This is a genomic window from Aquimarina sp. I32.4, assembly GCF_002924285.1.
Lineage (GTDB): Bacteria > Bacteroidota > Bacteroidia > Flavobacteriales > Flavobacteriaceae > Aquimarina.
In genome coordinates this window covers 1-14,204 of sequence record NZ_PGUB01000105.1, presented here as the reverse complement: position 1 = coordinate 14,204, position 14,204 = coordinate 1, and the positions used below count along the sequence as shown (strand labels likewise).

Genomic DNA, 14,204 nt, shown 5'->3' with positions numbered 1-14,204 from the left:
AACTGCGGGACTTCCTTTCAAAGTCAATTTCTCAAGTTCTGCCGCCAATAAAGCCTGATCTTCAATGGATAACTTACCTATTTCAACTTTTATCTTTTCTAAATCCATGAATTAAAGATACGAATAATAGAAATTATAAACTAGAGCGTATAAAAATTATACTAAGTGAGTAAAAACCTGAAAATGGCATAACAATTGTTAAAATTTATAATAATAACTGTGGTGTAATATCTTTTTTTTGGTTTGAAATAAGAGGTGCGTATATTTATTTTTACACACACACAATTTCATAGTCAAAAAGGTGTGCTGTTCTATAGTATCAATATCTAGCCTTCCAAAAGTGATATTAAATACATAGATAAAATAGTTTCAAAATATTTTATCTCTACTGTTTCTTGTCACATGCATTCACAGTTTGTTGATTCTGTAAGTGAATTATTAATTAAATATATTTATTATGACAAGAAGATTAGCACCAAGTGTTAATGCGGGATCTATGGCAGATATTGCATTTTTATTACTTATCTTTTTTTTAGTTACTACAACTATAGAAACAGATCATGGTATTAGTAGGAAATTACCGCCTCTTATTGATGATCCTGGGAAAACTTTGATTAAAGAAAAAAATATTTTTAGAGTTGAACTAAATCAAAACAATGAATTGTTGGTAGAAGGCGCTATAATGGATATAGGGGCATTGAAAAAGGCTGCTATAGCATTTTTGGATAATGGAGCTGGAGTAGAGGATTGGCAATGTAATTATTGTAAAGGCAATAAATGATCAATCATCTGACCATCCTGATAAGGCGGTAATATCTCTTGTGAACAATAGAGAGGCTAATTATGGAACATACGTAGCCGTACAAAATGAACTTGTAGGTGCATATACAGAGCTTCGTGATCGTGAGGCAAAACGATTATACGGTATTTCTTTTAAAGAGATGAAAGACCTGCTGAAAGATGCCAGTCACTCTAATCAGGTTTTGTTAAAGGAAAGGATCAAGAAAATTAAATCTATGTATCCTGAAAAGCTTTCAGAGGCAGAACCAGTTCGTAATTATTAATCTAAATAGTTGTTATTATGTCAAAATTCAAAAATAAAAAAAACACACAGTTGCCAGAAATTTCAACAGCATCATTGCCTGATATTGTGTTTATGTTGTTGTTTTTCTTTATGGTGGTTACTGTTATGAGAAAAAATGTTCTTATAGTTCAAAATAAGCTACCTCAAGCAGATCAAATTGAAAAATTAGATAATAAAAATCTAATTATGAATGTGTATGCTGGTAAGCCTAGTTCGAGATATAAGAATATTGGCTCAGAAGCTAGAATACAATTGAATGATAAATTCGCAGACTTAGAGGATATAAAGGAGTTTATATTGGCGGAGAGAGCTGCCAAAAGAGATGCCTTGCACCCTTTTATGATTACTTCATTAAAAGTTGATGAAGATACTAGAATGGGATTGGTGGGTGATATTAAAAAGGAATTGAGAAAAGTGAATGCGCTCAAAATTAATTATGCAACCAAAAAAGGGAGTGTTGGTAATTATATCCCGAAGAAATAGTGAAAAACTGATCTGTTCAGTTATAAGTATTGAGCCCTGCTTTTGTTGAGCAGGGTTTTTCTAATTTTGATTTGTTTTTATGAAGTTTTTCTTATTTCTGAATAAATAGATTTATTTTAGTATCCATATATGAAGAGTTTATTTTTATTCGTTTGTTGTTATTTGTTTGTGTTTCTTGGGTCGGCACAAGAAAACCTCTTGAATTCTACTGAACCAGTGGCAGTAGATTCTCTGTATCGAGAAGATCAATTTTATGTTGGTGTAACAGTAAATTTATTACTCAATAAACCAAAGGGAGTTAGTCAATCTGGATTTTCAGGAGGAATGCACTTGGGTTTTATTAGAGATATGCCTATCAATAAAAAGCGTAATGTTGCAATAGGACTTGGTTTAGGGTACTCTTTAAATGTATACAATCAGAATTTATTTATAGATGAAGAGGAAGGAACAGGGGGTAGTATATTTACTGCTCTAGATGGGGTAGATTATAATACAAATAGGTTTACTATTCATTTGATAGAAGCTCCTTTTGAACTTAGATGGCGTACCTCTACACCACAAACACATAAGTTTTATAGAATTTATACAGGAATTAAGATGGGGTATATGAGTGCTTTTAATTCTAATTTTAAACAACGAGGTAATCAGGTAAAGCAAACAAAGGTTGATGAGCTGAATAGGTGGAGAGTGGGGACGACTTTTACTTTTGGATGGAATACCTTTAATTTTCATTTTTATTATAGCTTAAATCCATTGTTTAATAACAATGCAACGATTCAAGGAGAGCCCGTGGGATTGAATACCGTAAAAATAGGACTGATGTTTTATATCTTGTAAGCTTATAACCAAAAATTGATTAGTGTAAGTTGTGGGATAACCCCGATCAAAAGGCCTAAAATAAGCTCTAGATTGCTATGTGCTTTATAGTGCAATCTTGAAGAAGCGACCAATCCGTTGGCAATCATCAATACGGCAATTAATATAGTTAAATTAAGTCCAAAGTGAATACTTATTGCTATTGTAAACATGGTAATTCCGCTGATACCAATCATATGTAGGCTTGCTTTGATATTAAACAATGTCATAAAAATGGCGCTTAAAGATGAGAGTAGAATCCCTAAAAAGAAAAAATACAATTCAGGATAGTGGTATACATCGATCACCATTTTTATCACTATAATCAGTAGGATTGATTGTAGTAATAATGGTATTTTTCGCTGTTTTACAGTTTCTAAGTGTATAGATGTTATAGTGCCAAGGTTTCTGAGTAAAAAGAATAATACTATAGGTATTAGAATAGTGAGAACAACGAGTCCAAAGATTTTGGCACGTATGATTTCGTTAGGGATGAATCTAGGGGCTGTACAAAAATAAATTACCGCACCAATGAGAGGCATCAATAATGGGTGTAAAACATAAGAAGCGCTTCGTAGAAAAAAATTCATTAAATTTTCTTTCGTAACCTAGCAACAGGAATATCTAATTGTTCTCTGTATTTGGCTACAGTTCTTCTGGCTATAGGATACCCTTTTTCTTTTAGAATTTTGGCAAGTTTCTCATCTGTGAGTGGTTTTTTCTTGTCTTCTTCACCTATAGTTATTTCCAGTATTTTCTTTATTTCTCGTGTAGAAACTTCTTCACCCTGATCGTTGGTCATTGATTCAGAAAAGAATTCTTTGATGAGCTTTGTTCCGTAAGGGGTATCGACATACTTACTGTTTGCTACTCTAGAAACGGTGCTTACATCCATGCCAATCTCGTCTGCAATGTCTTTTAGGATCATTGGTTTGAGGTTTCGTTCATCTCCACTAAGAAAATAACTTTTTTGATAGTGCATTATTGCACTCATGGTAACAAAAAGTGTTTGTTGTCTTTGTTTTACTGCCTCAATAAACCATTTTGCAGCATCAAGCTTTTGTTTGATAAATAAAACAGCATCCTTTTGAGACTTAGATTTTTCTTTACTGGCTTTATATCCCTGAAGCATATTGTTGTACTCTCTAGATACGTGAAGCTCGGGTGCATTTCGCCCATTTAATGTTAGTTCTAGTTCACCATCTATGATTCTAATTGTAAAATCAGGAACCACATGTTCTATCATACGGTTATTACCCGCATAGGCACCTCCTGGTTTAGGATTTAGGTGTTCAATTTCATCAATAGCCTCTTTTAATTGGTCCTTGGTGACATCAAATTTTAATAAAAGCTTATCGTAGTGTTTTTTACTAAAATGATCAAATGCTTTTTTTAATATCCCTGATGCTAATTTTATAGGAATAGTGATTTCTTTTCGGTCTAATTGGATCCAAAGGCACTCTTGTAAATTACGGGCACCTACACCAGCAGGATCTAATTGATGTACTATTTGTAAGATACTTTCTATTTTATCTTCTGTGGTATATACATTTTGAGTAAATGCCAGATCATCGAGAATATCAGATAAGGATCTTCTTATATATCCACTTTCATCTACACTACCTACAAGAAATTCTGCGATTTCTCTTTCTTCTTCGTTAAGTCGATAGGTGTTTAATTGATTGACCAAGTGTTGGTGAAATGAAGTACCTGATGCATAAGGTACACTTTTTTCTTCATCATCACTACTGTAGTTGTTAGAGCTTAATCGATAACTTGGGATTTCATCATCACTTAGATATTCATCAACATTGATTTCGGTTTCTATTTTTTCTGTGCCATAATCTTCTTCCTCAGTATTTTCATTGCTAAATGTATCTTCAAATTCATCTGCTTTGTCTTTGCCACTATCAAGTGCAGGGTTTTCTTCCATTTCTTGTTTTAGTCGTTGTTCAAATGCTTGCGTAGGCAATTGAATCAATTTCATCAACTGAATTTGTTGTGGAGAAAGTTTTTGAGAAAGCTTAAAATTTAGTTGTTGTTTTAGCATAAAAAATATCAATGTTCTTCTACTCACAAAAATAAACAAAAAACACTGTTTTTAGAGAAGTATAAGATGGTTAGTTTATTAAAAAAAATGCTGTAAAACCATAGTGTACTATGATTTTGCCTTTCGGTTTAATCAATAAACGGGCCAAAAGTAATTATAATATGTATAAAGGTAGTTTTTTGATTTTAAAAAAACTATAAAAAGAGTAGTGTTATGACTTATATGTATAACGAAGTGGTTTAAACTTTTTTCAATTCGCTGTAAAAATGCTCTTTTTCACTCAGTTTTTGTCTTTTTCTTATTCCGTAGCCCTGCTATGAAGTGTAAAAAACACTTCAATTGATCAAAAAATAACTATTTTTCGCCAGAATCAAAAAAGGTTAAATCACTTCAATTTGTATAAAGTGAACAAACATTTTATGGAACAAATAACTTGCTTTTAATAGCATAGATAACTAGGCCAGTTCTGTTTTTTAGATTTAGTTTTTCAAAAATAGAATCTCTATAGCCTTCTATTGTTTTTGGACTCAAACACATATCGCTGGCGATTTCTTTATATGTTTTTTCTGTACAGGCATGCTTTATAAATTCTATTTCACGGTCTTTGAGTACTACCGTGTTCTCTTCTTTTTGATTGAGAGATCCTATTAATAATTTGGTAACATTTTTGGTGTGGTAAAAACCTGTTTCCTGCACTTGTATCAAAGCATTTTCTAGGATACTCTTTTCAGTATCTTTTAATAAGTATCCTTTTGCACCTGCTCTTAGCATTTTTAAGATAGTACTTTCTTCTTCCTCTACAGATAGAGCCAGTACTTTGACTTGTGGGAACTCTTTGTTTAATATTGTGGTGGTCTCAATCCCATTCATAATAGGCATATTGATATCCATAAGAACAATATCAGGAATGTTTTTTGGATCTTTGAATCGAGTTAGTAATTCTTTTCCGTTTTTGCAGATATATAGAATTTTGAATTTAGCAAATGCATTTACAAGCCCCGATAATGCCTGAGATAGTAAAATATGATCTTCTACGATTACAACTGAGTATTTCATGCTGTTATTTTTTTCTGTGATATCAGATTTTGTAATGAATAATTGATTCGTTTTTTTGCTCAAAAATATATATTGAGTAAAGATATGTTATACAATTTCACTATCTGATATAATTAAGCTTTCTTTTTTATAAGGATAGGTTAATTTTATAGTCGTTCCTTTTCCTTTTTTTGAAGTTAGCGCTACCTCTGCATTAATTAGCTTGCCTCTGTTTTTCATATTGCCTAATCCTATTCCTTGCTTGCTCGTGCAATTGGTATGATCAAAACCTACACCATCATCTTTGGCATGAATTACCAATTGATCTTGGGTATAATGTACATCAACATCCAGATTTGATGCTTTAGAATGTTTGATCGTATTGGTAAAGAATTCTTGTAATATTCTAAAAATAATAATTTCTGCTTTGTTGTCTAGTTCCTCTATTTCCTCATTACTAGTAATGGTCGCTTTTATGAATTGCATTCTATTAAATCTCTCTATTTCTAGTGTTATAGCTTCAGTAAGACTTAGGTTTTTTATGGCATCTGGATTGATTAATTTTGATAAAGAGCGTAATTCTGTAAGACTTTTGCTAATAGTCTCGGTAACTTCATTTAATTTTTCAGGGTCGTCTTGAGCAATATTAACTTGTATTTTGGCCAGCGTGAGTAGCTGGCCAATATTATCATGTAACTCCCAGCTGATATTACGCAGGGTCTCTTCTCTAATCTCTATTTGTGTCTCTGCAATTGCAGTCTCAAACTTTTTTTCGGCTTCTTTTTGTTGTAGCAATAAGCTATTCTTCCTTTTTTGAAAAATTGAAAAAAGAGAAATCATTATAATAATGACAATAACAAGAATAATACTTGCAATTAATATAGCTATTTCTTTTTGCTCCATATAAAGCCTATGATAAAACAAATATTTAGTATTACTGTTAATGTGAAATTTACTAAAAAATATATTGTGGCATCTGTTAACTCTATATAATAATTTCGCAATATTCTAAAAGGTATGTTTCCTACAAAATATATTAATAAACCAACGCTTATCCAAAATAACAAATTTCTTTTAGCATTTAATACCTCTTCAGAGTTTAGTATTTCTCTGAAATACAGTGAAATGGTAATTATAACGGCGAAAGCCGCTATAATGTATGGTATACTCTGAAATTTGATATAGTAATTTTCATAAAAACCATTAATAATAAATGCGATTAAATATATTATACAAAAGACTAATGCAATTTTTTTACTCTTTTTTTCATTTAGATAACTTCTGTATAAAATTAAGATAAATGTAAAATTAACTACATTGTAAATGTTCATTGGCAATGCTGTATCCCAGTTTTTACTTCTAATATAGAGACCAATAATTTCATTTAGAGCGACATACCATATAAGGAAAATAATGTATTTAAGAATGTGAGTATTCCTGTATTTATTATAATATATTGTTGCTACTATTGCTGTCAAAACTTCTAGCCCAACACCAATTTCCATTACAAGAGTTAAAAAATCATTGCTTAAATTCATCTATTTATTGTTCGTTTCCTCTTGGGGGTGATCCTGTTAATTCATTTGCAATTGTACTGTTTCCTCCATACATGTTTGTGTTCAAGTTAAAGTTAAACAGGCTTGCTTTTTGTATAGAACCACCACTTTTTGAATGATCTCGAGAATGAGTACCAATTTTATCTTTCAAAAGTTCTACTTTAAAATCATCACTCAGAGTATATCCAAAATGAATAATCTCTTTTTCAACTTGTTTAGGTGTTGTAGGAGCTATAAAGATCGTTTGCCTATATGCGTATGCTTTACTATCATTACGAACATAGTCATTAGAATATGCACCAAAATAAAAACGCAAACCTGAAGTTTCAACATTAGCTTCTTTAGAAATTCGTTTGATATAAGCTAAATAGTTGTATAAGCTATCTAAATCATAGTATAATGATCTAGTGGCATTAAAATTTTTATTTTTTGATTGCCTACGAATATGATTGTCTGTCCACTTTACACGTGTAGTGTCATAGTTGTGATATAGTTGTGCTGCAAATTTTACATCGATAATGTTACTTGGTTTGTCACTATTAACATGTCCGATTTGTTCTTTTAACTCATCAATTTTTTGTTTTAGCTCATCAATCTCTTTGATGTATTTTTTGTTGCCTTGGTTTTGCTCACAAGAGCTTAAGCCTAGTATAAGTACTCCAAGGATTAGAATTCTTTTTGTAAGATAGATTAGTTTGTCCATTTTTTAAGCTTTTAAGATGTTTGTAAAGAGAAACACTTGTTAAAAGATAATTGATTATATCTTCAGCTTTGGATTAAAGCGTTTTTACAATTACTCTATATTGTCAGTATTTTCCTCAAATAAAAGTACTGTTATTCTGTAGCTTAAAAAAAAGAATGCCTCATTTTATTGGATAGATTCGTGTGTAAAGTGTTGAAAACAAGTAGTTTTTTGCTGTTTAGCGTTTTTTCAGTTGATTGAGAGGCTTGAAAAAAAAGGGGTTTTTACCCCTTTTCAAAAAAGGGATTTGACTCTTTTGTATGTAAAGAGGGATTTAGAATAAATACTTTGTAGGAGATTTATTTCAAGATGTTACGGGTAGAATGAGCTCCATCTTAATATCGCTTCGTAGATAAGGAGGGGTGTCTTCTAGTTTAATTTCTTTGAATCCGTGCTTTTTATAGATGTATATGGCATTTTCTAAAACTCGATTAGAGTAAAGAACTAGTTTTTTCCAATTTTGATGTATAGAAAAATCAATACAATACTGCACCAATTGTTGGCCTATCTTTTTACCTTGAAATTTTGGAGATACTGCCATTTTTCCTAATTCATAAACTCCATCTTCGATTTTGATTAATGAAAATGTACCAGCAATTTCATTATCTGCTTTAGCAAAAAAAATATAACCACCTTGATTGATAATTGTTTCCTCACATCTTTCTAATAAATCGATATCATGTGGTTCTACTACAAAATGTTTTTCTAACCATTCAACATTAAGGCTAGCAAACTCTTTGGCATATTTGGATTCAAAAGGTATAATTGTTGTTTTCATCTGTTTAAAATGTTATGCATTATATTTTTCAAGAATTCTTTGACTTAAAGATTTTTTATTTAATTGGTCTTCTATAAATGTAAGGCGGTGTGTCAAACTTGTAGCACTACCTTCGGTAAGCCATTTTAATTGTTCATCAATGATACACCACAGAGGTTTCATTTTTTGATGGATTTCTTTTCCTTTCACAGAAAGTCTAAAGAGTTTTTTTCGTTTATCGGCTTTATCAGTTTTATAGGTAACTAATTTTTTGTTGATCAATTTATTTAATGCTTGCGTGATTGCAGGTTGTGTATACTGCAATGCTTCTTGAATATCGGTGGTAGTAGCTAGTTCCATGTCAATTATTACCTTAAAAATTGGAAATAGATAAGGATCAAAATCTATATTTAAAGAGTCGTATGTGATTTGTGTTTGTCTCATCATCAAATCACTAAGTCTCTTTAGCCTGGAGCCTAAGCCCAATTCACCATATTGACGTAATTTATCATCCATAAGTAGTTATATAAGTGCTTATGCAAAAATATAAAAAAATATTAATTAAATCTATATTTTAATAAGTAACGATATTAGAGTAAAGAGTGAACTCTAGTTTTTAGAGCATGATGAGATGTTATTTTTTTAGGGCTTTTTAATATGCCAATCTCCAGTTTCAAAACTGATACGGTGTAGCAATAGTTCAAAATTTAAAACCTCGTGGTCTTTTTTTAGCTGTTGCCTATCAATGATATAATCAACAATTTTACTGTAATCTACATGACTAAGAGTATTAAAAGGTATGGAATAATGTAACCAATGAAATACCACATTGTCTGGTTTCGCTTTTTCTTGAAGCATAAAATAAATACGATCATTTCTTGTATCTTCAATTAATTCTAACCTAAAATTAGTACTGTCATCAGAATGATTTTCTACATACTCAATATTAAAATATCTATTACAAATAATTCGCTCTTGATAATCAAAAACGACAATAGCAGGATTTCGTAATTCGTTCTTTATACATTCTCTACTTAAACTTAGAAAACTTAACAACATACACTCATAAGAATTGATATGTTTTTTATAAGTTGTAGCATCTAATTTTATATGGAAATTAGAATTAATAAAGGGGGTTACTATTTTTTCTATATCTGTGGGATATTCCATTTTTTAGTTGTTTAAGCGCAAAACCTTAGTAATTCTATGTACAAGAAGAAATATTCAAAACCGAGGTTTTAGCCTGCCATATCAGATTGTTTGAAGATTATTTTATCATTAACAATGTTAAAGTACAAAAAAGTATGGCTCTCTGAACAATCACCTTCATTAGAGTATTTTTGATTAGAATTAGCTCCGTAGCTTATTATAAGTACATCATCTTTGATTTCTATCTTATACATATAATAACATTCATCTCCTTCTATTTCTAAATCTTTTTCAATTGAATTTGATTCTTCTAAAAAATCCAAATTTAGAGTAGAAAGTAATTGATATAAACTAGGATGATTAGGTCTTTCTCTAATTTTTGCATACTTCAAAAAATGTTCTTTAGTAACCATATCATTATTTTTTGATATATCTTTTCTAAATTCTTCACTTCTTCTAATAAACATAAAATTTTTGGTAGGAAAATTAAAGAATTGCAACATTTCTTGGCTACTTTTATTCTCAAAAGCAATTTTCATTTCTTTCAGTTTTTGAATAATTTTTTCATTTTTTGAAAGCTCTTCATTTACGTTGTTTTCGTTATTAGATATACCTTCTTTTGCTTCTGAAACTACTTGTTGTTTTTCAACTTCTTTTGTTTTTTTACAACTCAAAAAAAATAGAAAACATAATATAAAAAAAGAAAAGAATAGACCTCTACTATGTACCCTCATAATCTTTCGTTTTAATTTCAATTTTAATTATTTTTTTATTAGCTTCATCAATATTTTTATATTGATCTTTGTCTGTAAATTCATCGTTAGAATTTTTAGAATAGTTTTTTGGAACATAAACCCCTGTCATTTTTCGCCACTTTGTTTTTTTTCTGTTTTTAGCAAAAACATTTCCTGAACAATCATAATCACTGATTTTAATCATATCTCCTTGATTTCCACCTAAACAAGCATATTTCCCATTATCTAATTGTCCAACCGCAAAAGTAACATGACCAAATGAATTATCATTATCATCATATATTATTTCACCATTTTCATAACAATCTGTAAAAACAACTATTGCACCATATTGTAATTCTGATTTTTTTAAGGCTGAATGATTCAAAAATCTTTGTGATGACCAAGATTTTGGGTTTTTTATTTCTAATTGCCCTAAACACCAACTTGCAAAACTAGCGCACCATGAAGTACCTCCTGTTGCTTTTGGATGCCCTGTATAGGTATGATATTCTTTTTGAATAGTTTTAGCTAAAGGGTTAGTTTCTTCATCTAATCCTTTATATTTTAAAGCTTCTTGCAATACAACTTCCATCCAAGGTGCTCTATATCCAGTAATCATTTTCATTTGTTCTACAAATGAAATAGCATGCAGATGATACACATTAGGATCTGTAGGGAATTGCCTTTTATCTCGTTCTTTCTCCAGTTCGTCAAACTCTTTACCTAGTAGTATTTCCTTTGCACTTGTTCCTTTAGGGAATATCCTGTGTGCTGGGTTGTATTTACTGTCTATATAGGCTTGCCTGCGCTGTTGCATTGGTACAATTTCGCCATTTTTTATGTCTTGCCAAAAACAAAGATGTTTTATTTTATCTTTAAACATCTCGATTTTAGCATCTCGTTGCTGTTCCAACTTTTGTTTTAGGTCATTACCCTTATCATCTGTGCCTTTGGCTTCATTAATCCCTTTTTTATGCACCTCTATTAGTTCTTGTTCAAAATCACTGATATTAGCCCATGTGTTCCATTCGCTTTGATGTTTACAGATCAGTTTGCTTAGTATGTCTATGGTATCTTTGGTACTTACAGCCTGTTGCAATTCATAATTAGAGAGTTCTTTATCGCCATCGCTATCGGCTAACTCCCAAATTTTTTTGATAAAATCATGGGGTTCGCTTTTTTCTACATATTCGCCAAACATATAAAAATACTGGTTGCCTGTATCTTCTAATACCTCCCAACCATAATCTGCCCAATGGTAAGGGTTCTTTTTGGTTAGGTCACTTTTTTTTACCCACCCTTGCTCATTGTCTTTGGTTTTTATGAGCCACCATTCTGTATCGGCACTATCTTTTGTAGCGGCCTTTTTTCTAATCTTTGCGGTTTTTTTAGCTTTACTATCGGCGGTATCTGCTGTGGGTTGCTGTTCATACACAACGCTTATATTTTGTGATAATGCCACCCAATTGCCTACTTCGCCTATGACTTCACTGGTTTTTACCCAGTATTTTTTGCCTGATTGCGCTGTGCCGTAACCAACTTTTCGTACGGTACTAGAGGGCTTGCCAACCCAATACAGCAATACGTCTTTATTGGGTAATATGTTATTCATTTTAGCGTTTATTTCTTCAAATTTCCCATCTTTAATTGAGTAAGTGGTTTTGGTAGTTTTACGCCCTTTTACATATACTTTTATACTGCCTTCATGCCCTATATCTGTACCATTTACAGCTTCACAAAAAACATCTTCAAACCCGATTTGGGTATAGTCGTCTTTAATCTGATAGATTTTTACTTTGGTATCGACTTTTAAAAAATTGCAAGGTTTGCCCACCTGTAATAATTGCTCCTTGGCAATTTCATACGATGTGCGGTCATTGTCCTGTATATTATTGATAAACTCGTGTATGCCACTATCATCTGTAAAGACTTCTATATGTACGGTGGTGTATCCTTTTGAGGCATTAGATTCATAACGACTAGGAACACCAATAATCTGCCCTGCTGTAATGGGTATATCTACATTCTGTACCTCATTAAATACTACATCGTCTTTGATCTGTTTAATAAGAGGTTCACAATCGACAACCATAACATACTGTGTTCTGCCTTTGATTTTATACCAGTTTTTATCTTTGGTTTTTTCAACTTCAAGTGCTGTTTCTGCACATTCCATACCTATATATGTGCCATTGATAGTATCAAATACCATCGTGCCTTTAGGAGCATTGGCATTAAAAGTATTTTTATCTTTTGCCTTAGTATGGCTTATTTGGTAGTGGTTTTCGCCATGATCGGTAGTCCAACTCTTTAGCGCAATTAATATTTCTCCTTGATAACTACAAAATACATAACTTGTATTATTTTGCATCCAATGTCCTTTGGGTGGAGTAATATTTTCTTTTTTTATCAAACTACCTTTAGGCACAAATACCTTTTCTTTGGCATCATCCTTTGTTTTATGATCTTCGCAATACTCTCTAACTTTTAAACCTACTTCTTTAGTAGTTGTTTTTACTTTCGTGGTATATTTTGCATAGAGATCTGGTATGCTTTTCCCCTTGTTTTTTATCATTTCTGCTTTGGGTTGCAGGTGCATATACAGGCTGTAAAATCGTAGTGCTACCCCTTTTGGGGTTTTATAATGATGTTGTATGAGTATAAACCCGTTGGAGTATTTAATCTCTTTATTATCTTTTTCATGTAGATACTTTTCGGGTATGCGATAGGCTATAATTCTACCGTCTGCAATAGCACTCACGTTTGTTCCAAAATCTTCTATATGGATGCCACCATGCCACGTATTGTGCATACCAACAGGAAAGAAACCTGCACGATTTTGATGCCCGTAATAGCTTGCTATAGTGCGTTCTTTTTCTTCTTCGGTAGGATTGTCGCCATAAGAAGGTAATACAGGATAGTCAATTTTCATAAAACAGCAGATTTACATACTAAAATCAACATCAACCAGATAGCCGTGTTTTTTTAATTCTTGTTGTTTTGATTTTGCTTCTCTCGCTTTTTTAGAATTAGCAAGCGCATTAATCCTGTCTAGCATATTTCTTGCGGGTGTTGGTGGCATCAGTTCTATAGGCATCGTTACCAATTGAGAGGTTTTTACAGGCATAACCATATCTATAATAACATTGGGTTGTCCTGTAGTAATCACCCCGCCATGTGATGTCATGCAGCCTACATAGGCTATGGGTTTACCATTTACCAAAACTCCTGTTTCTCCCTGAATGATAATTGATATTGAACCATCGGCACATATACATTTATCACCCATACGTGCTACGGGTCTGTCATTTACAAAAACATTGGGAGAGCCTGAAATAATTGTACCACCTATATGGGGTGTAGTACCGCTATACATAGGGCAAGTGTGTTGATCGCCTACAGTTGCAACAAGTTTTTTCATTCTTTTGGTTTTAAAAGTTTTGGTACTGTAATGTAATAAGATTATGAATTACAGTATATTAATTTTTATATTTTTTTAGTTATCATTTTTGCCATAGGCACATAAGTAGGTGTTTGATGATTTGGGGATAGGCAATGGGGTATTCTTGGAGCAAAAAAAAGCTAATACAAACTCAACTATTGTGTTCTACTGTCTAGTAATTCTTAGTATCATCAATAAACTTTATAACTGCTACTTCAAACCCTTTTGAATGTAAAATATTAATAAGAGCATAAATTAGTTTATCTTTTGTTTTAAAAATCCTTATTTTTAGGTTGTGAGAAGAAGAAATAAAA

At 31.7% G+C, this 14,204-nt stretch carries 14 protein-coding genes and 1 pseudogene; 3 read left to right on the top strand and 12 right to left on the bottom strand.

The window, feature by feature from the left end; genetic code table 11:
• The first annotated feature begins 457 nt into the window (after positions 1-457).
• The 3 genes and pseudogenes from CVD18_RS18290 (at position 458) to CVD18_RS18280 (ending at position 2,404) form a co-directional block, all read left to right on the top strand.
• Positions 458-1,064, top strand: a pseudogene (locus CVD18_RS18290) (ExbD/TolR family protein).
• Between the two features lie 17 nt (positions 1,065-1,081).
• Entirely contained in the window at positions 1,082-1,567 is a 486-nt protein-coding gene (locus tag CVD18_RS18285; RefSeq protein WP_103866946.1) for a biopolymer transporter ExbD, read from the top strand.
• A gap of 198 nt (positions 1,568-1,765) precedes the next feature.
• Positions 1,766-2,404: a porin family protein gene (locus CVD18_RS18280; protein WP_233194585.1), complete on the top strand. Its 639-nt coding sequence runs from the start codon at positions 1,766-1,768 to the stop codon at positions 2,402-2,404.
• A gap of 2 nt (positions 2,405-2,406) precedes the next feature.
• On the opposite strand, the gene CVD18_RS18275 is transcribed toward CVD18_RS18280, so the two are convergent.
• The 12 genes from CVD18_RS18275 to CVD18_RS18220 all read right to left on the bottom strand — a co-directional run bounded on the left by CVD18_RS18275 (position 2,407) and on the right by CVD18_RS18220 (position 13,869).
• Positions 2,407-3,012 carry a hypothetical protein gene (locus CVD18_RS18275; RefSeq protein ID WP_233194584.1) on the bottom strand — a complete coding sequence of 202 codons (606 nt, stop codon included), beginning with the start codon at positions 3,010-3,012 and terminating at the stop codon, positions 2,407-2,409.
• Positions 3,012-4,472 (bottom strand): RNA polymerase factor sigma-54, encoded by a 1,461-nt coding sequence (rpoN, locus tag CVD18_RS18270; protein WP_103866942.1) that lies wholly within the window; start codon positions 4,470-4,472, stop codon positions 3,012-3,014. Before rpoN ends, CVD18_RS18275 begins: the two co-directional genes overlap by 1 nt.
• A gap of 417 nt (positions 4,473-4,889) precedes the next feature.
• Positions 4,890-5,528, bottom strand: coding sequence for a response regulator transcription factor (locus CVD18_RS18265; RefSeq protein WP_103866948.1), 639 nt, complete (start codon positions 5,526-5,528; stop codon positions 4,890-4,892).
• An 87-nt stretch (positions 5,529-5,615) separates the two neighbouring features.
• Entirely contained in the window at positions 5,616-6,410 is a 795-nt protein-coding gene (locus CVD18_RS18260; RefSeq protein WP_103866940.1) for a sensor histidine kinase, read from the bottom strand.
• The gene (locus tag CVD18_RS18255; RefSeq protein ID WP_146052846.1) at positions 6,392-7,045 is read right to left on the bottom strand and encodes a hypothetical protein; all 654 of its coding nucleotides are present in this window, start codon (positions 7,043-7,045) and stop codon (positions 6,392-6,394) included. Before CVD18_RS18255 ends, CVD18_RS18260 begins: the two co-directional genes overlap by 19 nt.
• A gap of 4 nt (positions 7,046-7,049) precedes the next feature.
• A complete protein-coding gene (locus CVD18_RS18250; RefSeq protein WP_103866936.1) occupies positions 7,050-7,766 on the bottom strand; it encodes a hypothetical protein in 717 nt (238 codons plus the stop codon).
• Between the two features lie 343 nt (positions 7,767-8,109).
• A complete protein-coding gene (locus CVD18_RS18245) occupies positions 8,110-8,583 on the bottom strand; it encodes a GNAT family N-acetyltransferase (RefSeq protein ID WP_103866934.1) in 474 nt (157 codons plus the stop codon).
• Positions 8,584-8,595: 12 nt separating this feature from the next.
• The gene (locus tag CVD18_RS18240) at positions 8,596-9,009 is read right to left on the bottom strand and encodes a MarR family winged helix-turn-helix transcriptional regulator (protein WP_158250497.1); all 414 of its coding nucleotides are present in this window, start codon (positions 9,007-9,009) and stop codon (positions 8,596-8,598) included.
• A 195-nt stretch (positions 9,010-9,204) separates the two neighbouring features.
• Positions 9,205-9,732, bottom strand: coding sequence for a hypothetical protein (locus CVD18_RS18235; RefSeq protein WP_103866930.1), 528 nt, complete (start codon positions 9,730-9,732; stop codon positions 9,205-9,207).
• A gap of 68 nt (positions 9,733-9,800) precedes the next feature.
• Positions 9,801-10,445 carry a hypothetical protein gene (locus CVD18_RS18230; protein WP_146052845.1) on the bottom strand — a complete coding sequence of 215 codons (645 nt, stop codon included), beginning with the start codon at positions 10,443-10,445 and terminating at the stop codon, positions 9,801-9,803.
• Complete coding sequence (locus tag CVD18_RS18225) at positions 10,432-13,380, bottom strand: CHAP domain-containing protein (protein ID WP_103866926.1); 2,949 nt, start codon at positions 13,378-13,380, stop codon at positions 10,432-10,434. Before CVD18_RS18225 ends, CVD18_RS18230 begins: the two co-directional genes overlap by 14 nt.
• A gap of 12 nt (positions 13,381-13,392) precedes the next feature.
• The gene (locus CVD18_RS18220; RefSeq protein ID WP_103866923.1) at positions 13,393-13,869 is read right to left on the bottom strand and encodes a PAAR domain-containing protein; all 477 of its coding nucleotides are present in this window, start codon (positions 13,867-13,869) and stop codon (positions 13,393-13,395) included.
• Positions 13,870-14,204 lie beyond the last annotated feature (335 nt).